This window comes from Blastococcus sp. CT_GayMR20 (assembly GCF_004570345.1).
In genome coordinates this window covers 1-24,271 of record NZ_SPQM01000053.1, presented here as the reverse complement: position 1 = coordinate 24,271, position 24,271 = coordinate 1, and the positions used below count along the sequence as shown (strand labels likewise).

The 24,271-nt window shown below is 72.5% G+C and carries 23 protein-coding genes and 1 pseudogene; 14 read left to right on the top strand and 10 right to left on the bottom strand.

Translation table 11 applies throughout. The annotated features are described in order from the left end of the window. Position 1: 1 nt before the first annotated feature. On the top strand, positions 2-1,030 hold the full coding sequence (locus E4P40_RS13810) for a matrixin family metalloprotease (RefSeq protein WP_135159139.1): 1,029 nt from the start codon (positions 2-4) through the stop codon (positions 1,028-1,030). Positions 1,031-1,048: 18 nt separating this feature from the next. Here the strand turns inward: E4P40_RS13810 and E4P40_RS13805 are convergent, their stop codons facing one another. Further along, a complete protein-coding gene (locus E4P40_RS13805; RefSeq protein ID WP_135159138.1) occupies positions 1,049-2,323 on the bottom strand; it encodes an MFS transporter in 1,275 nt (424 codons plus the stop codon). Positions 2,324-2,409: 86 nt separating this feature from the next. On the opposite strand from E4P40_RS13805, the gene E4P40_RS13800 reads away from it, so the two are divergent. Beyond that, a complete protein-coding gene (locus E4P40_RS13800; protein WP_135159137.1) occupies positions 2,410-3,078 on the top strand; it encodes a YqgE/AlgH family protein in 669 nt (222 codons plus the stop codon). 116 nt (positions 3,079-3,194) lie between these two features. On the opposite strand, the gene E4P40_RS13795 is transcribed toward E4P40_RS13800, so the two are convergent. From E4P40_RS13795 to E4P40_RS13785, 3 genes are all read right to left on the bottom strand, one after another. Then, complete coding sequence (locus E4P40_RS13795; protein WP_135159136.1) at positions 3,195-3,923, bottom strand: hypothetical protein; 729 nt, start codon at positions 3,921-3,923, stop codon at positions 3,195-3,197. A gap of 107 nt (positions 3,924-4,030) precedes the next feature. Further along, positions 4,031-5,110 carry an inositol-3-phosphate synthase gene (locus E4P40_RS13790; RefSeq protein WP_135159135.1) on the bottom strand — a complete coding sequence of 360 codons (1,080 nt, stop codon included), beginning with the start codon at positions 5,108-5,110 and terminating at the stop codon, positions 4,031-4,033. A gap of 75 nt (positions 5,111-5,185) precedes the next feature. Continuing rightward, positions 5,186-5,785, bottom strand: a complete 600-nt coding sequence (locus E4P40_RS13785) for a PadR family transcriptional regulator (RefSeq protein WP_135159134.1) — start codon at positions 5,783-5,785, stop codon at positions 5,186-5,188. Between the two features lie 156 nt (positions 5,786-5,941). Between E4P40_RS13785 and E4P40_RS13780 the strand changes: the two genes are divergently transcribed. The 3 genes from E4P40_RS13780 to E4P40_RS13770 all read left to right on the top strand — a co-directional run bounded on the left by E4P40_RS13780 (position 5,942) and on the right by E4P40_RS13770 (position 10,560). Then, positions 5,942-6,355, top strand: a complete 414-nt coding sequence (locus E4P40_RS13780) for a DUF5318 family protein (RefSeq protein WP_135159133.1) — start codon at positions 5,942-5,944, stop codon at positions 6,353-6,355. Between the two features lie 189 nt (positions 6,356-6,544). Continuing rightward, positions 6,545-8,953 carry a transglycosylase domain-containing protein gene (locus E4P40_RS13775; protein WP_135159132.1) on the top strand — a complete coding sequence of 803 codons (2,409 nt, stop codon included), beginning with the start codon at positions 6,545-6,547 and terminating at the stop codon, positions 8,951-8,953. 23 nt (positions 8,954-8,976) lie between these two features. Then, positions 8,977-10,560, top strand: coding sequence for a glycosyltransferase 87 family protein (locus E4P40_RS13770; protein ID WP_245160332.1), 1,584 nt, complete (start codon positions 8,977-8,979; stop codon positions 10,558-10,560). Here the strand turns inward: E4P40_RS13770 and E4P40_RS13765 are convergent. Beyond that, positions 10,447-11,274, bottom strand: coding sequence for a deoxyribonuclease IV (locus E4P40_RS13765; protein WP_135159131.1), 828 nt, complete (start codon positions 11,272-11,274; stop codon positions 10,447-10,449). The genes E4P40_RS13770 and E4P40_RS13765 overlap by 114 nt on opposite strands. Before the next feature lie 139 nt (positions 11,275-11,413). Between E4P40_RS13765 and E4P40_RS13760 the strand changes: the two genes are divergently transcribed. From E4P40_RS13760 to E4P40_RS13730, 7 genes are all read left to right on the top strand, one after another. Then, the gene (locus tag E4P40_RS13760; RefSeq protein ID WP_135159130.1) at positions 11,414-12,466 is read left to right on the top strand and encodes a hypothetical protein; all 1,053 of its coding nucleotides are present in this window, start codon (positions 11,414-11,416) and stop codon (positions 12,464-12,466) included. A 173-nt stretch (positions 12,467-12,639) separates the two neighbouring features. Next, a complete protein-coding gene (rpsF, locus tag E4P40_RS13755; RefSeq protein ID WP_135159129.1) occupies positions 12,640-12,927 on the top strand; it encodes a 30S ribosomal protein S6 in 288 nt (95 codons plus the stop codon). Between the two features lie 2 nt (positions 12,928-12,929). Then, entirely contained in the window at positions 12,930-13,421 is a 492-nt protein-coding gene (locus E4P40_RS13750; RefSeq protein WP_135159128.1) for a single-stranded DNA-binding protein, read from the top strand. 34 nt (positions 13,422-13,455) lie between these two features. After that, a complete protein-coding gene (rpsR, locus tag E4P40_RS13745; protein ID WP_014743489.1) occupies positions 13,456-13,692 on the top strand; it encodes a 30S ribosomal protein S18 in 237 nt (78 codons plus the stop codon). Positions 13,693-13,703: 11 nt separating this feature from the next. Continuing rightward, entirely contained in the window at positions 13,704-14,150 is a 447-nt protein-coding gene (gene rplI, locus E4P40_RS13740; RefSeq protein ID WP_135159127.1) for a 50S ribosomal protein L9, read from the top strand. A 614-nt stretch (positions 14,151-14,764) separates the two neighbouring features. After that, a complete protein-coding gene (gene dnaB, locus E4P40_RS13735; protein WP_209305314.1) occupies positions 14,765-16,135 on the top strand; it encodes a replicative DNA helicase in 1,371 nt (456 codons plus the stop codon). Between the two features lies 1 nt (position 16,136). Beyond that, a complete protein-coding gene (locus tag E4P40_RS13730; protein WP_135159126.1) occupies positions 16,137-16,358 on the top strand; it encodes a hypothetical protein in 222 nt (73 codons plus the stop codon). Positions 16,359-16,866: 508 nt separating this feature from the next. Here E4P40_RS13730 and E4P40_RS13725 read toward each other — a convergent pair. Both E4P40_RS13725 and E4P40_RS13720 read right to left on the bottom strand, forming a co-directional pair. Then, positions 16,867-18,063, bottom strand: coding sequence for an acyl-CoA desaturase (locus tag E4P40_RS13725; RefSeq protein WP_135159125.1), 1,197 nt, complete (start codon positions 18,061-18,063; stop codon positions 16,867-16,869). A 25-nt stretch (positions 18,064-18,088) separates the two neighbouring features. Beyond that, positions 18,089-19,186: a ferredoxin reductase gene (locus tag E4P40_RS13720; protein WP_135159124.1), complete on the bottom strand. Its 1,098-nt coding sequence runs from the start codon at positions 19,184-19,186 to the stop codon at positions 18,089-18,091. Between the two features lie 93 nt (positions 19,187-19,279). Here E4P40_RS13720 and E4P40_RS13715 point away from each other — a divergent pair, with 93 nt between their 5' ends. Next, positions 19,280-20,458 carry a PucR family transcriptional regulator gene (locus tag E4P40_RS13715; protein WP_135159123.1) on the top strand — a complete coding sequence of 393 codons (1,179 nt, stop codon included), beginning with the start codon at positions 19,280-19,282 and terminating at the stop codon, positions 20,456-20,458. Then, the gene (locus tag E4P40_RS13710) at positions 20,455-21,342 is read left to right on the top strand and encodes a hypothetical protein (RefSeq protein ID WP_135159122.1); all 888 of its coding nucleotides are present in this window, start codon (positions 20,455-20,457) and stop codon (positions 21,340-21,342) included. The genes E4P40_RS13715 and E4P40_RS13710 overlap by 4 nt, the downstream gene beginning before the upstream one ends. 15 nt (positions 21,343-21,357) lie before the next feature. Here the strand turns inward: E4P40_RS13710 and E4P40_RS13705 are convergent, their stop codons facing one another. The 3 genes and pseudogenes from E4P40_RS13705 to E4P40_RS13695 all read right to left on the bottom strand — a co-directional run. Beyond that, positions 21,358-21,963 carry a class I SAM-dependent methyltransferase gene (locus E4P40_RS13705; RefSeq protein WP_135159121.1) on the bottom strand — a complete coding sequence of 202 codons (606 nt, stop codon included), beginning with the start codon at positions 21,961-21,963 and terminating at the stop codon, positions 21,358-21,360. A 9-nt stretch (positions 21,964-21,972) separates the two neighbouring features. Beyond that, on the bottom strand, positions 21,973-23,517 hold the full coding sequence (locus tag E4P40_RS13700; RefSeq protein WP_135159120.1) for an FAD-binding oxidoreductase: 1,545 nt from the start codon (positions 23,515-23,517) through the stop codon (positions 21,973-21,975). Further along, positions 23,514-24,271, bottom strand: a pseudogene (locus tag E4P40_RS13695) (DNA polymerase IV); the annotation flags it as partial. The gene E4P40_RS13700 and the pseudogene E4P40_RS13695, both read right to left, overlap by 4 nt.

Below are 24,271 nucleotides of genomic sequence, written 5' to 3'. Positions count from 1 at the left end.
TGTGCACGGGGACCGGGACGACGAGGGGAAGCTCCTCGGCGTGCCGACGTCCCCGACCGGGCGCGTGCCGCAGTGGGTCCTGGACGAGGCCGCGGGCCTGCCCGTGCAGCCGATGCACTGGCGGCCTCCCACGCCTCCTCCACCGCCCCGCCGTCGTCGGCGCGGCAGGGGCGCCCTGCGCGCCCTGCTCGTCGTCGTGCTCGTGGTGTTCCTCGCCGTCGGTTCCGCCGTCCTGGTCGGGCCGGGTCCCTGGCCGTGGGCACCCCGGACGGAGCCCGTGCCGGCGCAGCCCCCTGCGGCGCAGGGCGAGCTGCCGGACGGTGCGCCGGAGCCGTCGGCCGTCCCGGTGCCCACGGACCGGCCCACCCCCGGCCACGAGGCCGCCCGCCGTCCGCTGGCCACCCCACCCCCGCCGCCCCCCGAGGGCGGGCCGCACACCTTCGTGACCTTCCAGGTCGACGGCGTCACCCCGGTGGCCTACGACCCGTGCCGACCCGTGCACTACGTGCTGCGGCCCGACGCCGCCCCGCCGGGCGGTGACGCCCTCCTGCACGAGGCCTTCGCGCGGCTCGGCGAGGTGACCGGGCTGCGGTTCATCCACGACGGCGCCTCGGACGAGCCGGCCACCCACGACCGCGAGCTGTACCAGCCCGACCGCTACGGCAACCGCTGGGCGCCGGTCCTCGTCGCCTGGGAGACCGAGGAGCAGAACCCGGCCCTGGCGGGAGACATCGTCGGCGAGGCCGGCAGCGTGGCCGTCTCCCTCGGCGACGGGCCGCGCGTCTTCGTCACCGGGACCGTGTCGCTGGACGCCGGCACGCTGCCGGAGCTCCTGGACCGGCCGGACGGCGAGGACGTCGTCCGGTCCATCGTGCTGCACGAGCTCGGCCACCTGGTCGGGCTCGGGCACGTCGACGACGCCAGCCAGCTGCTCTACCCGAAGGCGCAGCAGGAGGTCACCGACTACGCGAGCGGAGACCTGACCGGGCTGTCCCGGCTGGGCAGCGGGACGTGCGTGCCGGACCTCTGAGCGCCGCCCCGCGGCACGTCAGTGCCGACGGGTGATGCGGGAGTAGCCGACCGCGGCCAGGACGTAGCCGACGGCGACGGTCACCGGCACCACGACCGAGATGCCCGAACGCGGCAGGGTGAAGGCCCCGATGAGCAGGGCCGCCACGAACGTCATGTTGAAGAGGGTGTCGTAGACGGAGAACACACGGCCGCGGTAGTCGTCCTCGACCGTCTCCTGCAGCGTGCTGTCCACGCAGATCTTCACTCCCTGGGCCACGAAGCCCAGCAGCAGGCCGACGACGACGACGGCGGCCGGTTCGAACGCGAGCACCAGCGCCAGCTGGGCCACCCCGCCGGCGGTCAGCAGCAGCGGTACCCACCGCGTGGTGCCGATCCGCCGGACGACCGGCGGGGTGACCACGGCGGCGAGCAGGGTCCCCGTCGCGGCGGCCGCCACCACCTGACCCAGCCCCAGGATCCCGCCGGGGAACGGCGTCCCGCCGTCCTCGAACGTGTTGCGGTAGAGCAGCAGCGTCATGAGCGTGAAGACGCCGTAGAACAGCCGGTGCAGGCCGATGGCGAGCAGCGCCGCAGCGGCCGGTGGCAGCTCGAGGACGTGCCGCGCGCCGGCCACCATGCCGCTGACGACGTCGCGGGCGCTCATCCGCGCGGAGTCCGCCATGTGGTCGGGCCCGAGGTAGGCCCGCGGGAAGCCGCGGACGACGGCCGCGGCGGCGAGGTAGGGCACCGCCGCGACCAGTGCGACCGCCGCGTACCCGGGGTTCGCGGAGTCGGTGCCCTCCAGCACGAGGAGCGCCGCCGCGCCGCCGACGACCGTGGACACACCCCCGGCCGTCGTCGACAGTGCGTTCGCGGGGACCAGCGACGGCTCGTCGGTGGTGTGCGGCAGCCCGGCCGACAGCGCGGCGAGGACGAACCGGTTGACCGAGAACACCGTGAGACCGGCCGCGTAGAACGCCGTCCCCTCGACGCCGAAGAGGACCAGCGCGGCGACGACGGCGACCAGGCCGGCCCGGACGACGTTCGCGCGCAGCAGCACCTGCCGCCGGCTCCACCGGTCCAGCCAGACGCCGGCGAAGGGACCGACGAGGGAGTAGGGCAGCAGGAGCACCGCGAAGCCGGCCGCGATGTCCACGGGCTCGGCCGCTCGCTGCGGGTTGAACAGCACGGTGCCGGCCAGCGCCGCCTGGAACACGCCGTCGCCGAACTGCGAGGACAACCGGGTGGTCAGGAGCCGGCGGAAGTCGCCCCGGCGCAGCAGGTGGCGGACGCTCGTCTCCACCTCCGCCACGCCGCCACCCTAGGCGCGCCGCGGCAGATCCCCAGGCGGGGGGACGACCGCTCCCTGCGGCGCCGAGGTGGGGCACACTGGACGCGATGACTCCGGTGCCAGCGTCGCCCGATCCCGAGTCCGGACCGCCCGCGCGGCCCGCGACCGGGCGCCGTCGTGCCCCCGCCGTCCCGGCGCTCTCCGTCGGCTGCCTCGACGACGTCCGCCCCGGTTCGCTCCTCGTCGCGATGCCCGCGCTCAGCGACCCGACCTTCGCCGGCACGGTCGTCTACGTGCTGGACCACTCCGACAGCGGCACGCTCGGCGTCGTCCTGGGCCGGCCGAGCCAGGTGGAGATCCGCGACGTGCTGCCGGGCTGGTGCGACCTCGCGGTCGACCCCGGCGTGTTCCACGTGGGTGGTCCCTGCGAGACCGACACCGCCCTCTGCCTCGCCGTCGCCCCCGGCGCGGCCGCCGGCGCCGACAGCCCGCTGCGCCGGGTGGCCGGCGACGTCTACCTGGTCGACCTCGACAGCGACCCGGCCGACCTCACCGACGAGCTCACCGGCCTGCGGGTGTTCGCCGGCTACGCCGGCTGGTCGCCCGGGCAGCTGGCCATGGAGATCGCCGAGGGCGCCTGGGCGTGCGTGCCCGGCGACCCGGACGACGTCCTCGGCGCGCCGGCCGGGCCGGAGCTGTGGCGCGCGGTCATGGGTCGGCAGAGCGGACGGCTGGCCGTGCTCTCCACCGCCCCGGCGGATCCCGCCGCGAACTGAATCCCGCCGCAAGGGTGCCCGGATCGGGTGGGATCTGGTAGGAAGGACCCCGGGAGAGGGCGGTCTGGGGAAGAGGCCGCCCTCTCCCGCTGCTCTCGGCCGGTGACCTCGCCCGGCTAGAGCCCCAGCCTCGCCAGGACGTCCGCGGAGCCGGCTGCCTCGGTCGTCCCCGCGTCGGGCGGCAGGTCGATGCGCCGCCGTCCGTGGTCGGCCAGCGTGACCGTCACCTCGACGTCGGACTCCGGCAGCGGCGTGACGAACTGGGCGAGCAGGTCGTCGGACGCGACCACCGCGACCCGGCGGCCCTCCTGCAGCCCGAACAGCGTGGTCAACCGGCCGTCGATCGACCGCTGGCCCTCCCACGTGTGATCCCCGGCGAGGAACGCCGCCGGGTCGTCGCCCGTGCGCGCGGTGAGGTTCATCAGCAACTCGACGACGACGTCGAGCAACCGCGGCGGCCCGTCGCCGTCGTCGGTGACCACCGGCCGCCGGAGCCAGCCGGGTGCCCCCGCCACGTCGCCGAACCAGACGTCCTCGGCGGTGAAGACCAGCGTCGCCCGCTGGTCGGGGCGGTCGTCGGCGAAGCTCGTCACCGCGACGGCCCGGGCGGCCGAGTTCCGGAAGTCGATCTCCCCGGTCAGGGTCAGCAGGACGTCGTCGCCGTAGGGCGCGGTCACCACGAAGTCGGCGCCGCCGCGCTGGTGGTTGCGCTGCAGCACGTCGGCGAGGACCTCGGCCTCGGCGCGGGTGACCGGGTCACCGACGGCGCGCTCCTCGTCCGCGGCGCACCCCGCGACCAGAGCGGCGGCCATCCCCAGGGCGAGGGCGAGGTTCCGGGGCCGCATGCGGGCAGCCTATGGAGCGGGGACGTGGAATCCCGGCACGACGCGACACGGCCCGCGCCCCCTGTGACGGAGACGCGGGCCGTGGTCGCGGAGAACGGGACCTCTTCTTACCGCTCGACGTCACCCCGGATGAACGCCTCCACGGCGTCGCGGGCCTCGCTGTCGCTGTACTGCTCCGGCGGGCTCTTCATGAAGTACGACGACGCCGACAGGATCGGGCCGCCGATCCCACGGTCCTTGGCGATCTTCGCGGCACGGACGGCGTCGATGATGATGCCGGCCGAGTTCGGGGAGTCCCAGACCTCGAGCTTGTACTCCAGGTTCAGCGGGACGTCGCCGAACGCGCGGCCCTCGAGGCGGACGTAGGCCCACTTGCGGTCCGACAGCCACGGCACGTGGTCCGACGGGCCGATGTGCACGTTGCCGACGCCCATGTCGCGGTCGACCTGGCTGGTGACCGACTGGGTCTTGGAGATCTTCTTGGACTCCAGGCGCTCGCGCTCGAGCATGTTCTTGAAGTCCATGTTGCCGCCGACGTTGAGCTGCATCGTCCGGTCGAGCTGGACGCCGCGGTCCTCGAAGAGCTTGGCGAGGACGCGGTGGGTGATGGTGGCGCCGACCTGGCTCTTGATGTCGTCACCGACGATCGGCACGCCGGCCGCGGTGAACTTCTCCGCCCAGGCGGGGGTCCCGGCGATGAAGACCGGGAGCGCGTTGACGAAGGCGACGCCGGCGTCGATGGCGCACTGGGCGTAGAACTCCGCCGCCTGCTGCGAGCCGACCGGGAGGTAGCAGACGAGGACGTCGGCACCGGACTCGCGCAGGGCGGCCACGACGTCGACCGGCTGCTCGTCGGACTCGTCGATCAGCTCGCGGTAGTACTTGCCGAGACCGTCGAGGGTGGTGCCGCGCTGGACGGCGACCCCGACCGGCGGGACGTCGCAGATCTTGATCGTGTTGTTCTCGCTGGCGACGATCGCCTCGGAGAGGTCCCGACCCACCTTCTTGGCGTCCACGTCGAACGCGGCGACGAACTCGATGTCGGAGACGTGGTAGTCGCCGAACCGGACGTGCATCAGCCCCGGCACCGACGAGGTCTCGTCGGCGTCCCGGTAGTAGTGCACGCCCTGCACGAGCGAGGCCGCGCAGTTCCCGACGCCGACGATGGCGACCTTGACCGAACCCATTTCTCCTTCTTCCTGGACCGCGGTGGGTCCCGTGTTCGCGAACCGCTGGCGGTCCGGTGCTGATTGCGTGGTGGTCTAGGTGGTGGGCCCGGCGGTTGCTCCGCCGTCGGCTTCCCGTCGCTCGGTGTCGATGAGCTCCTGGTCGATCAGCTCAGCCAGCCAGCGGACCTCCCGGTCCACCGACTCCAGGCCGTGGCGCTGCAGCTCGAGGGTGTAGCGGTCGAGCCGTTCGCGGGTGCGGGCCAGCGAGGCCCGCAGGCCCTCCCGCTGCTGCTCGACGGTCCGGCGGCGGCCCTCGAGGATCCGCAGGCGGACGTCGGCGGCGGTGTGCCGGAAGAACGCCAGCCGGACGCCGAACAGGCCACCGTCGTCGTAGGCCTCCGGGCCGGTCTGGCCGACCAGCTCGTGGAAGCGTTCCTTGCCCTCGGCGGTGATCGTGTAGACGACCTTGCCCCGGCGTCCGGTCAGCGGCGGGGCGTCGGCCGGCAGGAGGGCGTGCGGATCGGGGTCGTCGGTGGAGATGAGCCCGGCAGCGTGCATGCGCTTGAGGGCGGGATAGAGCGAGCCGTACGAGATGCTGCGCAGCCCGCCGAGCACCGAGGCGAGCTGCTTGCGCAGCTCGTAGCCGTGCATAGGCGACTGGTGCAGCAGGCCGAGGATGGCGAACTCGAGCATGCACGCCTCCTTCAGCCGGTGCCGCCGATGTATCGAGACGATACATCGCTCGCGGTACCGTGTAACCCGTGGAGGTACTGGCGGAGCGCGTGCTGCCGGGAGGCCGCGCTCCCCGGCGCCTGCCCCGGGACTGTCGCGGTGCGTACATTGGCCGCCGTGCCCGGACGACGGTCCGTCGTGGACTACGCGCTGCAGCGGCGCGCTGTGCTGGCCGACGTGCACGCCGGCCGCACGGGCCTGTTCGAGGTGTGCGACGCCAGTCCGTACCTCTCGAGGGCGGCCAAGTACCACGGCGAGGCGACCGACATCGCCTGCCCGGTGTGCCGCCGGGAGCGCCTGACGCGCGTGAACTACGTGTACGGCGACCACCTGGGCCCGGTCTCCGGTCAGGCCAAGACGGAGGCCGAGCTCGCTCGGATGGACGCCATGCAGGAGGAGTTCACGGTGTACGCCGTCGAGGTGTGCCGCAGCTGCGGCTGGAACCACCTGGGCTTCTCGTACGTCCTGGGTGCCGAGCCCGAGCCGGGGCGCCAGCCTCGCAAGGGCCGGCGGCGGGTGGCCACCGAGTAGGAGCCGTCCGGCAGCGGGACCGGCGCCACGGCGGACCCCTCCGTCACAGGAGTCCCTGCCGGGCACCCGTTCGCGGGCGCCTCCCCCGTTCCCACAGCTGAAGACGTCACGCTTGCAGACAAGGCTGCGACCGGTACACCGGATCGCCGACACGACCTACGACAGAGACAGTCAGAGAGGGGCTCCCTCGTGCCATCCCACGACGAGACCTCCCCCGTCGCGCCGCGCGCCGGATCGGTCCGCCGTCCCGCCCCCGCCCGCACCCGTTCCACCGGGGGCGGCGGGGCCGCCGGGCGCGGGCGTCCCCCGGCAGGTGGCCGCGCACGGACGACGGCCTCGCGGACCGGTGCGGGAGCTCCGCCGCGCACCGGCGGCCCGGGTCGCCCGCCTGCGGGCAGGGGACCGGCCAAGGGGTCGGCCAAGCCCAAGGGCAAGGGTCCCCGCAGCAAGAAGCAGCGCCGCAAGCGCCGGCTGAAGATCGCCGCCGGCGTCATCGGGGGTCTGTTCGTCCTGCTCGGCGTCTTCGTCGGCGTCGTCTACGCCAGCACCGAGGTGCCGAGCCCGGACTCCATCAGCACCGCTCAGACGACGGTCATCTACTACTCCGACGGTCAGTCGGAGATGGCCCGCCTCGGCGACGAGAACCGCACGAACGTGCAGCTCGAGGAGGTCTCCGAGCCGGCGCGCAACGCCGTCCTGGCGGCGGAGAACCGGAGCTTCTTCTCCGATCCCGGTATCTCCTTCACCGGCATCATCCGGGCCACCTGGAACAACCTCACCGGCGGCTCGACCCAGGGCGGGTCGACGATCACCCAGCAGTACGTGAAGAACGCGATCCTGCAGAACTCCGAGCAGACGTTCTCCCGCAAGTTCCAGGAGCTGTTCCTGGCGATCAAGCTGGACAACAACTACTCGAAGGACCAGATCCTCGAGAACTACCTGAACACGATCTACTACGGCCGCGGCGCCTACGGCATCGAGTCGGCCGCCAACACCTACTTCGGCGTCCCGGCCGCACAGCTGACGGCCGAGCAGGGCGCCGTGCTCGCCGTCCTCATCCGCAGCCCATCCGCCAACGACCCCGAGGTGGACCCGGAGGGCGCGCAGCGCCGCTGGGGCCTGGTCCTCGACGCGATGGTCGAGGAGGAGTGGATGAGCGCCGACGCCCGCGCCGCCGCGGTCTACCCGCCGGTGCTGCCGAAGGCCGGCTCGTCGCTCGGCATCCCCTCCGGACCGGAGGGGCTGATCGTGCAGCAGGTGAAGCGCGAGCTCATGGAGCGGTACCAGTACAGCGAGCAGCAGGTCGACGCGGGCGGACTCCGGATCACGACGACGGTGAACGCGGGCCACCAGGACATCGCCGAGGCGACCGTCGCCGGCGTCATGGACGGCGAACCGGAGAACCTGCGCGAGGCGCTGGTCGCGGTCGACCCGCGCACCGGCGGGGTCACCGCGTACTACGGCGGGGCGGTCGGCACCGACAACGACTACGCACGGGCCCAGCGGCAGCCGGGCTCGTCGATGAAGCCCTACGCACTGGCCGCGGCGCTGGACCAGGGCATCGGGGTGGAGGCGCGGCGGGACGGCAGCTCCCCGCAGAAGTTCGAGGACCGGGAACTCGAGGTCGTGAACTCCGGCGGCGCCTCCTGCGCGTCGTGCACGCTGAGGGAGGCCATCACCCGGTCGCTGAACACCACCTTCTACGGTCTGGCCTACGAGGTGGGCCCGGACAAGGTGCGCGAGGTCGCGCTCGCGGCGACCGGCATGCCGGAGAGCTGGCAGATCGGCGGGCAGGAGAAGCCCACCCTGGCCAACGCCGACGGTCTCACCGGCTCGGCGATCGGCATCGGCGAGTACGAGATGCGGCCGATCAACCAGGCGGTCGGTTTCGCCACGTTCGCCAGCGGCGGCATCTACCGCACCCCGCACTTCATCCAGAGCGTCGCCGACTCCGAGGGCGCCGTCCTGCTCAAGAACGAGGGCGAGGCCGGGGAGCAGGTGATCCGGCCCGACGTCGCCAACGACGTCACCTACGCGCTCCTGGACGTCGCGGACTCCTCCGACCGGGGCCTGGACGGCGGCCGCGAGGTGGCGAGCAAGACGGGTACCCAGGGGCTGAACCGGACCGACAACTCCGACGCCTGGATGGTCGGGTACACCCCGTCCATCTCGACGGCGGTCTGGATCGGCAGCGACGTGCGTGAGCCGATCAAGGACTACCGCGAGCGGATCATCTACGGCTCGGGCCTGCCCGGCCAGATCTGGCAGGAGTTCATGGACGCCGTCCTGGCCGGCACGCCGGAGGAGGACATGGCCGACGAGCCGATGATCGAGGGCGACACCGGTGAGGGCGTCGAGGCGCCCGCCCCGGAGCCCACGGAGACCTCGGCGCCCCCGCCGCCCCCTGCACCCGAGCAGCCCGTCGACGACGGGACGACGGAGGAGGACCCGGCCGACCCGGTCGAGCCGCCCGTCGAGGAACCGGTGGACCCGGCGGATCCAGAGACCCCGACAGATCCCCAGGGAGGCACACCCGCGCTGCCCGCCAACCCCGGCAATCCGCAGAACCCGCCCGGTGGCGGCAATCCGAACGGCTGAGGCCGATCCCGCACACTGACCGGGTGAGCAGCACACCTCCGGGCCCGTCCGCACCTGCGGACGGGCCCGCGGTGCCTCCGCGACCCGGCGCTGCACCGGACCGGGTGGTCCCCACCTGGACAGACCCGGTCGCGCACCAGGCCAGCGAGGCCGTGGGCGGGCCGTGGGGACGGCACGGCGTGGTCGGGCGCGCCCTCTTCTGGACGCCCCTGCGGGTCTGCCTGCTGTTCGCCACCACGGTGCTCGGCCTCGCCTGGATCAAGCAGGCGCCGTGCTCGGACGGGAACTGGACCGGCTGGGTGCAGTACACGCACTTCTGCTACTCCGACACCGTCCCCCTGTTTACGCTGCACGGCCTGGACACCGGCGCCGTCCCGTACCTGGACTCGGTCGTCGAGTACCCGGTGCTCACCGGTGCCTTCATGGCCGCGGCCGCCGCTGTGGGCCGCGGCTACGACGGCCTCGCGGCGGCCGTGGGCCTCGTCCCGGACGTGCCGTCGGTGCAGAGCTACTACGTCGTCACCTGCCTGCTCCTGTCGGTGTGCGGGCTGCTCGTGGTGCGGGCCGTCCTGGGCCTGTCGGGACGCCGCCCGTGGGACGCGGCGATGATCGGGCTCTCGCCGCTGCTGTTCGTGCACGCGTTCACGAACTGGGACCTGTTCGCGGTCGCGCTGGCCACGCTGGGCATGTGGGCGTGGGCGCGCTCGCGTCCGGTCCTCGCGGGGGTGCTCATCGGGCTGGGGATCGCGGCGAAGCTCTATCCCGCCCTGCTGCTCGGCGCGCTGTTCCTGCTGTGCCTGCGCGCGGGGCTGGTGCGGACCTGGCTGCGGGCGGCCGTTGCTGCCGTCCTCACGTGGCTCGTGGTCAACCTGCCGGTGGCGCTGCTCGCGCCGGAGGGCTGGAGCCGCTTCTTCCGGCTCAACCGCAGCCGCCCGGCCGACCCCGACTCGGTGTGGAACGTCCTGCTGCACGGCACCGGCCAGCGGTTGTTCGACGGGCCCCTCGCCGCCGGGGAGTCGCCGACGGTGCTGAACGCGGTCGTCGCCGTCCTGATGCTGGCGTTCCTGGTCGGCATGGCGTGGCTGACGCTGGCGGCCCCGGTCCGGCCGCGGGTCGCGCAGCTGGCCTTCCTGCTGGTGGCGGGGTTCCTGCTGCTCAACAAGGTCTGGAGCCCGCAGTACTCGCTGTGGCTGCTGCCCCTCGCCGTCCTCGCCCGGCCGAAGTGGCGCTCGCTGCTGCTCTGGCAGGCCGCCGAGGCGCTGCTGTGGGTGCCGCGGCTGCTCTGGTACCTCGGGTCGGACAACCGGGGTGTCGAGATCGAGTGGTTCTTCCTCGGGGTGGGGCTGCGCGACGTCGCCGTCCTCGTCCTGATGGGCCTGGTCGTGCGCGACATCCTGCGCCCGGACGGGGACGTCGTCCGCACCACCTGGCCGGGGGTCGACGACCCGGCCGGAGGCCCGCTGGACCGCGCCCCCGATCGACGCCGGTGGCGGTCAGCCGCCGAGCGCCTCCCTCAGGACGACGATCTCCTCGGCGTGGGCAGCGGCGTCACCCGGGGTCTCCAGCACGATCGGGCAGTCGGCGGCCCGCGCGACCTCGACCAGTAGTTCGGTCGGGATCTCGCCTCCCACGAGGGGCGCGTGCCGGTCGCGGCTGGAGCCGTGGGGGTCGCGGCTGTTGTTGAGGTGGACCAGGTCGATCCGGCCGGTGACGGCCCGGACGTCGTCCACGACGGTCGACAGGTCCCAGCCGGCGGCCCACGCGTGGCAGGTGTCCAGCACGAAACCGGCCCCGAACTCGCCGACCGCGTCCCAGAGCCGGGCGATCGCCTCGAGCTCGCGGGCCATCGCGTTGCCGCCGCCGGCGGTGTTCTCGATGAGCAGCGGCAGCGGGAAGCCGCCGTTCTTCGCCTGGTAGGTGAAGGTCTTGCGCCAGTTCTCGACACCCACGGCGGGGTCGTCCTCGGCGAGCACGTGGCCGCCGTGCACGACCATCCCGCGCGCCCCGACCGCGGCGGCCGCCTGCGCGTGCTCGGCCAGCAGCTTCCGGCCCGGGATGCGGATCCGGTTGTTGGTGGAGGCGACGTTGAGCATGTACGGGGCGTGGACGACGACCATGACGTCGCTCTGCAGCAGGGCGTCGGCGTCCGGGCGCGGTTTCGGGCTCTTGTAGCTCTGCGGGTCGGTCAGGAAGATCTGCACCCCGTCGGCGTCCATCTCCGCCGCGCGGGCCAGCGGACCGCCGTCGTCGAGTGCGTTGCCGTCCGTCAGGCCGGGGCCGACGTGTACGCCGATCGGGTGTCGGGCGGGTGGGGGAGTCATCGCCGACGACCCTAGTTCGATCAGGGATTCACGTTTACCCGTATCGCCGGCGTCACATCATCGTTGGTGCAGCGTGACGGGGGTTACTCCCCAGTAGGGGAGCGAAGTCCTGCTGGTCGACGTGGAGGTACTACAGAGCATGGCAACCGGTCGCATTCGTCGAAGCGCACGACGGGGGCTCGCCGCCGCCGTCCTCGGCTGGCTGGGGGTCGCCGCCTTCTCCGTGCTCATGGCGCCCAGCGCCTCCGCCGCTCCCTCGGCGACCGTGGAGATCCGCAACTTCACGCCCCCCGCCGCGAGCGTGGACAAGGGCGGCACGGTCACGTTCGTCAACCAGATCCCCGCCCAGAACAAGGGCGGCATCACGATCCCGCTGGCCGGCAGCCTCTCGGCGACGGTCCACACCGACGTGGCCGTCAACTTCTTCGGCCAGAACCGCGGCCTGCAGACCGGCCAGTCCACGGCATGGACGTTCAACGACCCGGCCACCACCGGCACGATCACCTACACCTACCGGATCGTCCCGCAGGCCGGTCTGGCCGCGGACGTGGCCAACCAGGTCATCAACACCGTCGCCAGCCAGCTCCCCGCGCTGCCGGCTCCCACGCCGTACGTCGTCCAGACGATCGCCCCGAACCTGCCCACGCTCCCGAGCGTGAACCTGCCGCAGCTGCCGACGGTGAACGTCCCGCTGCCGGTGCCGTCCGGCCAGGTGCCCACGCCCAGCGGCGGACCCGTCCCGACGCCGAACGGCGCGCCCCCGGTGCAGCCGCCGGCCAACGGTCAGCCGCCCGCCGCGGCGCCCCAGGGCGGTGTCTCGAACTACACCTACGACACCGGCGCCGGTGTCCAGCAGCTGTCGCCGAGCGACCTGGCCGCCGCGGCCGCGTTCGACCCGTCGCGCTACTTCGTCCCCGGCACCAGCACCGGCGGCGTCGACCGCGCCGGCTCCGGCACCGGTGGTGCCGGTGGCGCCCCGGGTGGCTACGACGGAGCCTCGGTGCCGGTCTTCGGCCAGCTCGCGGGCCTCGACGGGACGGCGCTGGAGGAGGAGAGCGCCGAGCAGCAGGCCGCCGGTGCGCAGTCCGCGGCACAGACACTGCCGGCCGCGGCGCTCGCCGCAGTGGTCGCGCTGGCCGCCGTGACCGCCGCGCTGGTCCGCACGCACCAGGCCTCGCGCTCGTCCCGCTGAGGCCTCGTCCTACCGCCCGAGCGGCCGTCGTCCACACCGGACGGCGGCCGCTCGGGCGTTCGCTGGTAACCTCGTCCTGCGCGCTTCGGCATCGCCGGGGCGCGCAACGCATGCACGACCCTCCTGCTGCAGACGTCCTGCAGCCGCCAAGACCAGAGGAGGTGGGGTTCTCCGTGCGGAACTATGAACTGATGGTCATCCTCGACCCCGAGCTCGAGGAGCGGACCATCGCGCCGTCCCTCGACCGGTTCCTGACCGTCGTCACCAAGGCCGGTGGCACCGTCAAGACCGAGATCTGGGGCCGTCGCCGGCTCGCCTACGAGATCAAGAAGCAGATCGAGGGCATCTACGCGATCGTCACGATCGAGTCCGAGCCCGCTGCTGTCGCCGAGCTCGACCGCCAGCTGAACCTCAACGAGTCGGTGCTCCGCACCAAGCTGATGCGGCCCGAGGCCCACTGACCATGGCCGGCGAAACCGTCATCACCGTCATCGGCAACCTGACGTCGGACCCGGAGCTCCGGTTCACGCCGTCCGGCGCCGCGGTTGCCAACTTCACCGTGGCCTCGACCCCGCGCACCTTCGACCGTCAGTCGCAGGAGTGGAAGGACGGCGAGGCGCTGTTCCTCCGGTGCAACGTGTGGCGGCAGGTGGCCGAGAACGTCGCCGAGTCACTCACCCGCGGTTCGCGGGTCATCGTCAGCGGGCGGCTCAAGCAGCGCTCGTTCGACACCAAGGAAGGCGAGAAGCGCACCGTCATCGAGCTGGAGGTCGACGAGATCGGCCCCTCGCTGCGCTACGCCACCGCGAAGGTCACCAAGGCCTCCCGCGGTGAGGGTGGCGGTGGCTTCTCCGGCGGTGGCGGCGGCGGAGGCGGCTTCGGCTCCTCCGGTGGCGGCGGCGCGAGCGACCCCTGGTCGACGCCCGCAGGCCCGTCCGACGAACCGCCCTTTTGATCCTCTTCACCCCTGAGTTCTCTGGAGTACCCCGGTGCCCAAGCCCCCCATCCGCAAGGTCAAGAAGAAGGTCTGCCAGTTCTGCAAGGACAAGGCGACCTACATCGACTACAAGGACACGACGCTGCTGCGGAAGTTCATCTCCGACCGCGGCAAGATCCGTGCCCGCCGCGTCAGCGGCAACTGCAGCCAGCACCAGCGTGACGTCGCCGTGGCCGTGAAGAACAGCCGCGAGATGGCACTGCTGCCCTACACCTCGACGGCGCGCTGACCATGAGCCAGATGAAGCTGATCCTGACCCAGGAGGTCACCGGTCTCGGAACCTCCGGTGACACCGTCGAGGTGAAGGGCGGTTACGGCCGCAACTACCTCCTGCCCCGCGGCCTGGCCATCAAGGCCACCCGCGGTGCCGAGAAGCAGGTCGAGTCGCTGCGCCGGGCGCGTGCCGCCCGCGAGGTGGCCTCGCACGAGGACGCACAGGTCCTGGCCGGCAAGCTGTCCGGCCTGACGGTCCGCGTTCCCGCGCGCGCCGGTGAGGGTGGCCGCCTGTTCGGGCGGGTCACCACCGCCGACGTGGCCGCGGCCGTGACGGCCGCCGGCGGCCCCGAGCTCGACCGTCGCCGGATCGAGCTGCCCAGCAGCATCAAGACCACCGGCGAGCACACCGTCACCGTGCGGGTGCACCCGGAGGTCACCACCCAGCTGACGATCGAGGTCGTCCCCAGCTGAGGCAGCTGTACAGCCCGCGAGGGGCGTCGGACTCCGGTCCGGCGCCCCTCGCGGCGTCTGTGGACAGCAACGGCCCTGAGGCCGCCCCCACGAAGTGACGGGCTGCCGCGGCCGCGCCGGGTTCCCCAGGGGCACGGTCGGTCGGCACAGCGTCCCTGAGGGGGTTCTGTGGGTTCCTGCCATCACCGGGCCGGTCCTTCGTCGTCCTCAGGCGTGTGCAGGTCATCCCCCCGGCCGGTGGTGTGACACGTGGTGCGACCCGGCGAAAATTGTTGGCGCTTTTCTGCTGTCCACAGCCGGTGGGCACCGTCCCCGCAGGTGGCCAGGGGGAAGCCGGGAGATGACCGCCGGGTGTCCCCCGCCGTCTCCACATGTCGACAGGCGTGAATCCACCGACTTGTCCACAAGTTGTGCAGATCGACGTGCACACAGGTGTTGGACGGCGACCCCTCCGGCTTCCTAACGTCCTCCCCAGCTGCCGCCGGGCGCTGAACTGTCAGTGCCCGGCGGTAGCAATGACCGAACACACGTTCGGTCCGGCGGCGCCCGCCGAACTCCCGGCTTCCCCACGGAGTGGTGGTGCGGGCGCGCCTGCAAGGAGATGGAGGATCCCCGTGGCGGTGGCCGACGAGTTCAGCCGGCCCTCGGCGACGGCGCCGGCGTACGACCGGCAGCCGCCGCAGGACGTCGCGGCCGAGCAGTCGGTGCTCGGCGGCATGCTGCTCAGCAAGGACGCGATCGCCGACGTGGTGGAGGCGCTGCACGGCGCCGACTTCTACCGGCCCGCGCACCAGGTGATCTTCGACTGCATCCTCGACCTGTACGGGCGGGGCGAGCCGGCGGACGCGATCACCGTCGCCGCCGAGCTCAACCGGACCGACCAGCTGTCGAAGATGGGCGGCGCGGTCTACCTGCACACCCTCATCGCGTCGACGCCCACGGCCGCCAACGCCGGCTACTACGCCGCGATCGTGGCCGAGCAGGCCGTGCTCCGGCGCCTGGTCGAGGCGGGCACCCGCGTCGTCCAGCTGGGCTACGGCGCCGCCGGTGGCAAGGGCGACGTCGACGACATCGTCGACCGGGCCCAGCAGGAGATCTACGACGTCACCGAGAAGCGGATGAGCGAGGACTACTCGCGCCTCGAGGACATCCTGCAGCCGACGATGGACGAGCTGGACGCCATCGCCTCACGGGGCGGCGTGAGCCGTGGTGTGCCCACCGGCATCCGTGACCTCGACGAATTGACCAATGGATTGCAAGCCGGGCAAATGGTGGTAATCGCGGCTCGTCCTGGAGTCGGGAAATCGACGCTAGGATTGGACATTGCAAGAAGTGCTTCAGTGAAGCATCATCTGCCTGCCGCGATCTTTTCACTGGAAATGAGCAAGCACGAGATCACCATGCGCCTGCTCTCGGCGGAGGCGAAGGTGCCGCTGCACCACATGCGCGCCGGCACGCTCTCGGACGAGGACTGGTCGAAGCTGGCCCGCCGCATGGGTGAGATCGCCGATGCGCCGCTCTACATCGACGACTCCCCCAACATGACGATGATGGAGATCCGGGCCAAGGCGCGGCGGCTGAAGCAGCGCAACGACCTCAAGCTCGTGGTCATCGACTACCTGCAGCTGATGACGTCCGGCAAGCGCGTGGAGAGCCGCCAGCAGGAGGTCTCGGAGTTCTCGCGTGCGCTGAAGCTGCTGGCCAAGGAACTGGAAGTGCCGGTCATTGCGATGAGCCAGCTGAACCGTGGTTCGGAGCAGCGTCAGGACAAGAAGCCGATGCTGTCCGACCTTCGCGAGTCGGGATCGATCGAGCAGGACGCCGACATGGTCATGATGATCCACCGCGAGGACATGTACGAGAAGGAGTCCCCGCGGGCCGGCGAGGCCGACATCATGCTGGTCAAGCACCGCAACGGCCCCACGGCGAACGTCACGGTCGCCTTCCAGGGCCACTACAGCCGGTTCGTGGACATGGCGAACTGACGTGGCCACCAACGCGGTGCCCGACGTCCACCGGGAAGCTGTCGACGGCTCCCCGAGCCGCGACCGGCTCTCGCGGATCGCCGCGATGATCCGGGACGCCGAGCACGCGGGCGGGGCGCCCGGCGGCAATCGTCGCCGGGCCGCGGCGGCCCGGCCCATTCCCCTCGCCACCCGCCGCCGCGCCCGCCAGCGCGCCGCGGTCGTCGTCCACCTCGCCAGCTAGCAGCACTGAACGGGAGAGGCCCGGAACCGTCATCGTTCTGGGCTCCACGGGTTCGACGGCCGCCTGGCCGGATCGGCCGGCTGGCCGAGGCCGCTCATGACCACGCGGGGAGGCGTTCGGCGAGAACCACATGATCTTGAACCGTTGTCGCTGGCGTGGTTTCCTCCCCCCTTCGGTTCGACCGTGAGGAAGCGATCATGGCAAGACAGACTGGCGAGGGCGCGTCCCCGCCTGGAAGCCACTCCGTCCCGACCGGCGACCGACTGGAACCGATGCGGCGCCTCGGCCTCCGGCTGGGTCGCCCTCCCGCCCGTGCGGAAGTCTCTGCGCCGGCGACGACCCATCGGCCGCAGGTCCACAAGCCCGTGACGCCACCGTCGGACCTCTGCGCGGCGTGCGGCATTCGGGCCAACGCATCCGGTTCGTGTCGCTGCTGATCCTCGGTTGAACGGGAGAGGCCCAGAACCACGACGGTTCTGGGCCTCTCCCGTTCAACGGTCGGGTGCTCTCATGCGGCGGCGCGGCTCAGCTCGCGGCGAACCTTCTTGCCGCCGGTCGTCATGCGGACCAGCTTCACGACCTGCGACGGCGCGTTCCTCACCGTCGTCTGCTCGAGCCAGCCGTTGGGCAGCGACAGCCGGATCACCTTGTGCCAGGCGCTGGCGACCTGCTTGTGCAGCGGCGCGGAGTGATAGGTCAGCCCGTAGCGGTCGAAGATGTCCTTCACCTTCGGGGCGATCTCGGCGTACCGGTTGCTCGGCAGGTCGGGGAAGAGGTGGTGCTCCACCTGGTGCGAGAGGTTGCCGGTCATGAGGTGCATGGCCTTGCTGCCCGAGATGTTCGCCGAACCGAGCATCTGCCGCAGGTACCACTCCCCGCGGGTCTCACCCTCGATGGACGTCTTCTCGAAGGTCTCGACACCCTCGGGGAAGTGGCCGCACATGATCACCGAGTGCGACCAGAGGTTGCGCACGACGTTGGCGGTGAAGTTCGCCGCCAGGGTCGGGACGAAGGACGGCCCGGACAGCAGCGGGTGGGCCAGGTAGTCCTTGCCGGCCTGGTTCCGGATCTTCTTCAGCACCTGCTTGGCGGCGGCCCGGAACTCCGGGTTGGCCCGCCGCTTCTTGGTCGCCAGGTTCTTGCCCAGCTCCAGGTCGTAGGCGGCGATCCCGTACTCGAAGAAGCAGGCGTTGATGAAGTTCCAGAGCGGCTGCGCGAGGTAGAGCGGGTGCCACTTCTGGTCCTCGTCGACGCGCATGATGCCGTAGCCGAGGTCGTTGTCCTTGCCGATCACGTTCGTGTACGTGTGGTGCAGCTCGTTGTGCGAGTGCTTCCACTGCGCGGCCGGGCTGGCCATGTCCCACTCCCACGTCGTGGAGTGGATCTTGGGGTCCCGCATCCAGTCCCACTGACCGTGCAGGATGTTGTGCCCGATCTCCATGTTCTCGAGGATCTTGGCGACCGACAGGCCGACCGTCCCGACCACCCACGCGGGCGGGAACATCGACACGAGCAGGGCGGCGCGACTGCCGAGCTCGAGCTTGCGCTGGACGTCGATGACGCGGCGGATGTACGTGGCGTCGTCCTCACCCAGGCTGTCGCGGATCTCCTGACGGATGGTGTCGAGCTCCTTGCCGAGCAGTTCGATGTCCTCGGCGGTCAGGTGCGCGATCGGGTTCTCGTTCTTCTTCTGCAGTGCGGTCACGGTCCGGCTCCTCTTCTCGGGTCGGTCAGTGGTCGATGTCGCAGGCGCCGGCGGCGGCGCTCACGCAGGTCTGGATGAGGACGCCGTCCCCGGGGGCGGCGGTGGTGATCTCGCCATTGCGCAGGTCGCGGACGGCGCCCTCGCGCAGCGGCAGCACGCAGCCGTAGCAGATGCCCATGCGGCAGCCGCTCGGCATCAACATCCCGGCGTCCTCGGCGGCGTCGAGGATCGGCGTCGCGCCGTCGGCCTCGAGCGTCGTGCCCGTCTTCGTGAACGAGACGGTGCCGCCCTCGCCGGTCACCAGGACCGTCGGCCGGAAGCGCTCGGTGTAGAGCCGGTCGGCGATGCCGGCCGCGGCCCAGTGCTCCTCCAGCGCCTCGAGCATCCCGACCGGACCGCAGGCCCAGGTGGAGCGCTCGTGCAGGTCGGGCACCAGCTCGGCCACGGCGGAGGCGTCGAGCATGCCGTCGACGTCGGTGTGCCGCTCGATCAGCCGGATCCGCCCCTCGCCGGCCAGGTCGCGCAGGTCCTCGCCGAAGACGACGTCGTCCGCCGTGGGCGCCGAGTGGACGAGCACGACGTCGGTGAGCTCGGGGTGGTTGCGCAGGATGCCCATGACCGGCGTGATGCCGGAGCCGGCGGTGACGAACAGCGCCTTGTCCGGCCGCTGGTCGGGCAGGCAGAACTCACCGGCCGCCTGGTCGAGCTGCACGACCGTGCCGGGCTCGGCCTTGTGCACCAGGTGGTTGCTGACCTTGCCGCCGGGGATCGCCTTCACCGTGACGCTGATGCAGCCGTCGGTGCGGCTCAGGTCCGACGTCAGGGAGTAGGCCCGCCACTGGCGGACGCCGTCGACGTCGATGCCGATCCGGACGTACTGCCCCGGGGTGTGCGGGCGCCAGCTGCGTCCCGGCCGGATCACGATCGTCGCCGCGTCGCGGGTCTCGGGCAGGACGGCCTCGATCCGGCCGCGCAGGTCGGCGCCGGAGCGGAGGGGGTCGACGAGGTCGAGGTAGTCCCGCGGCAGGAGCGGGGTCGTGACGAACTCGGCGAGCTTGAGCACCCGGTCGCGCAGACCGACGCGTCGCCCGGCCGGTGAGGGGCGCGGAACGGTGGTCGTCATACATAGAGGGTTGTCCAGCGCAGCGCGCAAGTACCTGTGCCCCGGACGTGAATCGGCGGGTAGGTTCTGTTCCCTGCGAACAAAGGGAGCGACATGGCGGACGACGCACTGCGGATCCCCGACGCGGTGGCCGACGCCATGCGCCAGGAACTGCCCGCGGTCGCCGGGCAGACCGTGGCCGCCATCGTGGTCGAGGTGCCCAGTTACGCGGACGCGTTCGGTGGCGACATGGGCCGGACGATCGAGAATGCCGTCCAGCTGGCCCTGGGTGGGTTCCTGGTGCTCGCGTCGGCCGGCGGTGGTGACGCCAGCACCCCCATCCAGCCCGCGCTCGACGGCGCCTACGCACTCGGCCGCGGCGAGGCGCGCAGCGGGCGGTCGATGGACGCCCTGCTGGCCGCGTACCGGGTCGGGGCGCGCGTCTCGTGGCGGCACATGGCCGCCAGCGGCGTGCGCGCCGGGCTGACCGCCGAGCAGCTGGCCCGGTTCGCGGAGCTCGTGTTCGCCTACATCGACCAGCTGTCGGCGGCGAGCGTCGCCGGGCACAGCGACGAGCTGGTGACGAGCGGCCGCGTCCGCGAGCGCTACCTGGAGCGACTGGCCGACCTGCTGCTCGCCGGAGCCGGCCCGGAGGACCTGGCGGCCGCGGCCGAGCGGGCCGACTGGACGCCGCCGAGGACGCTGACCGCCGTTCTCCTCCCGGAGGCGCAGGTCCGCGCCGGCCTGCTGTCGCTGGATCCGCGCACCCTCCGCGCGGGGACCGAGGTGCCCGAGGCGCCGTCCGAGGTCGCGCTGGGCATCCTCCTCGTTCCGGACGCCGGCGGACGGTCCCGGCCGGCGCTGATGCGCTCGCTGGCGGAGCGGGACGCCGTCGTCGGCCCGGCGCGGCCGTGGTCGGACGTGCAGAGCTCCTACGCCCGCGCCTGCCGAGCGGTGGGCCTCGGGCTGACCTCGGAGGACGGTCCGCTGGACACGGAGAAGCGGCTCGCCGACCTGGTGCTGCGGGCCGACGGGGAGGCGCTCGCCGATCTCCGTGCCCAGGTGCTCGAGCCCCTGGACGGCCTGAGCCCGGCCGCCCGCGACAAGCTCACCGAGACGCTGCGCTCGTGGCTGCTGCACCAGGGACGGCGGGAGCACGTGGCCACCGAGCTGTTCGTGCACGCCCAGACCGTCCGGTACCGGATGACGCAGCTGCGCGAGCTGTACGGTGCCCGGCTCGACGATCCCCGCACGGTGCTCGAACTCACCATCGCTCTGGGAGCGGCCGCATGACCGTCGATCTCGCCGCCGCCGCCGACTTCCTCGCCGGGTCGGCGCGCGTGCTGGACCGACGGCGTTTCGACGTCCTGTTCGGGGACGGCGATCCCGCGTCGGTGCTCGCGGCCGTCGACGCCTACCGGAACCCGGACGGCGGCTTCGGCTGGGGGCTCGAGCCGGACCTGCGCTCGCGCACCAGCCAGCCCGGTGGCGCCCTGCACGCGTTCGAAGCCCTCGCCGACATCGCCCCCGCCACGTCCGACCGGGCGCGCGAGCTCTGCGACTGGCTGGACGGCGTCAGCCTTCCCGACGGCGGCCTGCCGTTCGCGCTGCCGGTTCCCGACCCGGCGGCCAGTGCGCCGTTCTGGGCGTCCGCCGACGGACGGGAGTCCTCGCTGCAGATCACCGCGATCGTGGCGGCGACCGCGCACCGGGTGGCGGCCGGCGACCGGGCGGTGGCCGAGCACCCGTGGCTGGCGCGCGCGACCGGGTACTGCCTCGCGGCGGTGGAGGACATCGGGCCCCAGCCGCAGGCGATGATGCTCGCCTTCGCCGCCCAGCTGCTCGATGCGGCCTCCGCCCGGTTCCCGCGGGCGGCGGAGCTGGTCGAGGCGATCCGGCCCCACGTGCCGGCCGACGGGCGCCTGCACGTCACCGGCGGTGCTGACGACGAGTACATGCGGCCGCTCGACTTCGCGCCGCTCCCCGGCGGTCCGGCCAGGACCCTGTTCTCCGACTCCGTGGTCGCATCGGACCTGGAACGGCTGGCGGACGGGCAGCAGCCCGACGGCGGCTGGGCCGTCGACTTCGCCAGCTACTCCCCCGCGGCGACCCTGGAGTGGCGCGGGGCCCGGACCGTCGGGGCGCTGGTCGTCCTCCGCGCCAACGGCGTCCTCTGAATCGGCAAGCGACCCTCAGGCCGGGCGGAGGATCGCGACCAGGAACTCCGAGTCGGGGGTGAACGGCCGCAGGTCCCAGGTGGCGAGCAGCAGGTCCGGCGCCCAGCCGGAGGCGGCGGCGTCGGCGAGGAACTCCTGGAACGGGTAGCCGCGACCGGCGCCGAAGCCGATCGCCGCCCGGCCGTCGTCCCGGACGTGCGCCCGCATCCGGCGCAGCACCTCCCGGCGCGTCGACCCGGCCAGGAACGTCACGACGTTGCCCGCGCACACGATCACGTCGAAGGGCTCGGGGATCCCGGCCGCGGGGAGGTCCAGCTCGGCCAGGTCGCCGACCAGCCAGTGCCCACCGGGGTGCTCCCTCTGCGCCTCCTGGACCAGTAGCGGATCGCCGTCCACACCGACCACGTCGTGTCCCGCCGCGACGAGGTGGCCGCCGATCCGGCCGGTCCCCGACCCGGCGTCCAGGACCCGTGCGCCGCGCGGCAGCATCGCGTCGACCAGCCGCGCCTCCCCCACCAGGTCCATCCCCTGGGCGGCGAGGTCCCGGAAGCGCTGGATGTATGCGGCCGAATGCTGGGGGTTCTCCGCCGTCAACCGCGTCCACGCGCTCGGTTCCGTCATGCAGCCGTTCTACACGGGGCCGATCAGCACCCCCGGGTTGAGGACGCCGGCCGGGTCGAGGGCCGCCTTCGCCGCCCGCAGTGCGGCGGCGAACGGCTCGGGGCGCTGCCGGTCGTAGCCCGGGCGGTGGTCGCGGCCGACCGCGTGGTGGTGGGTGATGGTGGCGCCCAGCCGGCCCAGGATCGCCATCGAGGCCGTCTTCACGTCGTCCCACATGCGGACCTCGTCGCCGGGCCGGCCGGCGGCGATCACCGTGAAGTACGGCGCCGGGCCGTCGGGGTAGACGTGCGTGAACCGGCAGGTGACCAGGCCAGGAGTCCCGGTCACCTCCTCGACGACGGCCCCCACCTCTGCGCGCACCGTCTCGTACAGCTCGGCGGCCCGGTCCCAGGTGCAGGCGGTCTCGAACGTCTCGACGATCGCGCTCATCCGCGCCAGCCCGTCGCGCACGTACGGCATCCGCAGAAACGTCGAGCGCCACGCCTCGGCGGCGGCGTCCTTCCCGGCTTCGCCCGTGGACACGGCGCCACCGTGTTCCCGAGCGATGTCCGTGAGCTCGGTGAGGCGGGACTCCACCGGCAGGACCGCCGACTCCACGCCGAGGACCAGCACCGGGGCGGCCGCGGCGCCGGAGAGGGCGGCCTCGCCCGCGTCCAGCAGCCGGCAGTTCGCCGGGTGCAGCCCGGCCTGGGAGATCGCCCGGACGGCGGACATCGCGGAGGTCATGTCCGCGAAGGTCACCGAGGCCGAGGCCTTGAACCGGGGCCGGTCCTGCAACCGCATCCACGCCTCGGTGATGACCCCGAGCGTGCCCTCCGAGCCGAGGAACAGCCGGTCCGGCGACGGTCCGGCGCCCGAGCCAGGCAGCCGCCACGACTCGCTGATCCCCACCGGCGTCACGACGCGGAGCGACTCGACGAGGTCGTCGATGTGCGTGTGCAGGGTCGCGTAGTGCCCTCCGGCCCGGGTGGCCAGCCAGCCGCCGAGCGTGGAGAACTCGAAGCTCTGCGGGAAGTGCCGCAGCGTCAGTCCGGACGGGCGCAGCTGGTCCTCCAGCACCGGGCCGAGGGCACCGCCCTGGATTCGCGCGGCCCGGCCGACCGGATCGACCTCGAGCACGCGAGCGAGCGCGGTGAGGTCCATCGACACCCACGGGCCTCCCCCGCGGTACTCCACGCCCCCGACGACCGAGCTGCCCCCGCCGAAGGGGACGACGGGGACCCCGCCCCGCGCCGCCCAGTCGAGCAGGTCCACGACCTCCGCCTCCGTGCGCGGGAGGGCGACGGCGTCCGGTGCGCCCGAGAGGTCGCCGGCCAGCGCGCGGACGACGTCCCGGTACGCCTTGCCGAAGGCGTGCGCGGCCCGCACGTCCGGGGCGGTGGAGACCCACAGCCCGGTGGGCCCGATGCGGGACGGCGGCAGGGACAGGTCCTCGATCCGGGGGACCGCGCGGGGCCGGTCGGGCAGCCCGGGGAGCATCGACGCCAGGGCGACGCACTCCGCATCGGGCAGCGCGCGGTCCGTCGTCCCCCAGCCCCACCAGGAACGGTTCATCCGGGCAGTCTCCAGTCGGGCGGATCGGCCGGCTCCAGCGCGGGGTCGTCGGCGGCCAGCGTGCGGACCGGCCCGGGGGCGGTGAGCGGGCCCTCGAAGCGCACCGTCACGCGGCCCAGGCCGCGGCCCCACACCCAGCCGGCACCGAGCTCGTCGTGCCGCACGTCCTGGCCGGGCCACCACTGGCGCGCCACGGGCAGCTCGCGCTCGGGAACGGGCGAGGGCTCCTCGTCGTCGGCGGTCGCGGCGGGCATCGCCTCGTCGTCGGCGAACAGGTCGCCCTGGGCGTACAGCGAGAGCCCGGAGACCCCCACGCCCAGCAGTCGCAAGCCGCCCTCGGCGCCGGCGTCGGCGAGCAGCCGGCGGGCCGTCTGGGCGATCTGCCGGGTGTCGTCGGTGGGCTGGGGGAGCGTCTGCGAGCGGGTGAGCGTCGTGAAGTCGTAGCGGCGCAGCTTCAGCGTCACCGTGCGGCCCGAGTAGGCAGACGCCCGCAGCCGGGTGCCCACCCGCGCCGCCATCGAGTCGATCTCCCGCCCGAGGACGGCGAGGTCGGTGAGATCCCGCTCGAACGTCTCCTCCGCGGACACCGACTTGGCCTCCCGGTCGGGGACGACGGCCCGGTCGTCCTCCGCCCGCGCCAGCGCGTACAGCCCGGTGCCGTGGGCCTTGCCGGCCAGGGCCACGAGGTCGGCCAGCGACTTGGCCGCGAGGTCGCCGACCGTCGTCACGCCCACCTGGTGCAGGCGTTCGGCGG

What these genes read in the sequence shown, in the direction of transcription:
- E4P40_RS13750 (WP_135159128.1), top strand. Translation starts at nt 12,930, where the DNA reads ATGGCCGGCGAAACCGTCATCACCGTCATCGGCAACCTGACGTCGGAC.
- E4P40_RS13790 (WP_135159135.1), bottom strand. Translation starts at nt 5,110, where the DNA reads ATGGGTTCGGTCAAGGTCGCCATCGTCGGCGTCGGGAACTGCGCGGCC.
- E4P40_RS13800 (WP_135159137.1), top strand. Translation starts at nt 2,410, where the DNA reads ATGACTCCGGTGCCAGCGTCGCCCGATCCCGAGTCCGGACCGCCCGCG.
- rplI (WP_135159127.1), top strand. Translation starts at nt 13,704, where the DNA reads ATGAAGCTGATCCTGACCCAGGAGGTCACCGGTCTCGGAACCTCCGGT.
- E4P40_RS13765 (WP_135159131.1), bottom strand. Translation starts at nt 11,274, where the DNA reads ATGACTCCCCCACCCGCCCGACACCCGATCGGCGTACACGTCGGCCCC.
- E4P40_RS13710 (WP_135159122.1), top strand. Translation starts at nt 20,455, where the DNA reads ATGACCGTCGATCTCGCCGCCGCCGCCGACTTCCTCGCCGGGTCGGCG.
- E4P40_RS13760 (WP_135159130.1), top strand. Translation starts at nt 11,414, where the DNA reads ATGGCAACCGGTCGCATTCGTCGAAGCGCACGACGGGGGCTCGCCGCC.
- E4P40_RS13700 (WP_135159120.1), bottom strand. Translation starts at nt 23,517, where the DNA reads ATGAACCGTTCCTGGTGGGGCTGGGGGACGACGGACCGCGCGCTGCCC.
- E4P40_RS13705 (WP_135159121.1), bottom strand. Translation starts at nt 21,963, where the DNA reads ATGACGGAACCGAGCGCGTGGACGCGGTTGACGGCGGAGAACCCCCAG.
- E4P40_RS13795 (WP_135159136.1), bottom strand. Translation starts at nt 3,923, where the DNA reads ATGCGGCCCCGGAACCTCGCCCTCGCCCTGGGGATGGCCGCCGCTCTG.
- E4P40_RS13785 (WP_135159134.1), bottom strand. Translation starts at nt 5,785, where the DNA reads ATGCTCGAGTTCGCCATCCTCGGCCTGCTGCACCAGTCGCCTATGCAC.
- E4P40_RS13720 (WP_135159124.1), bottom strand. Translation starts at nt 19,186, where the DNA reads ATGACGACCACCGTTCCGCGCCCCTCACCGGCCGGGCGACGCGTCGGT.
- E4P40_RS13715 (WP_135159123.1), top strand. Translation starts at nt 19,280, where the DNA reads ATGGCGGACGACGCACTGCGGATCCCCGACGCGGTGGCCGACGCCATG.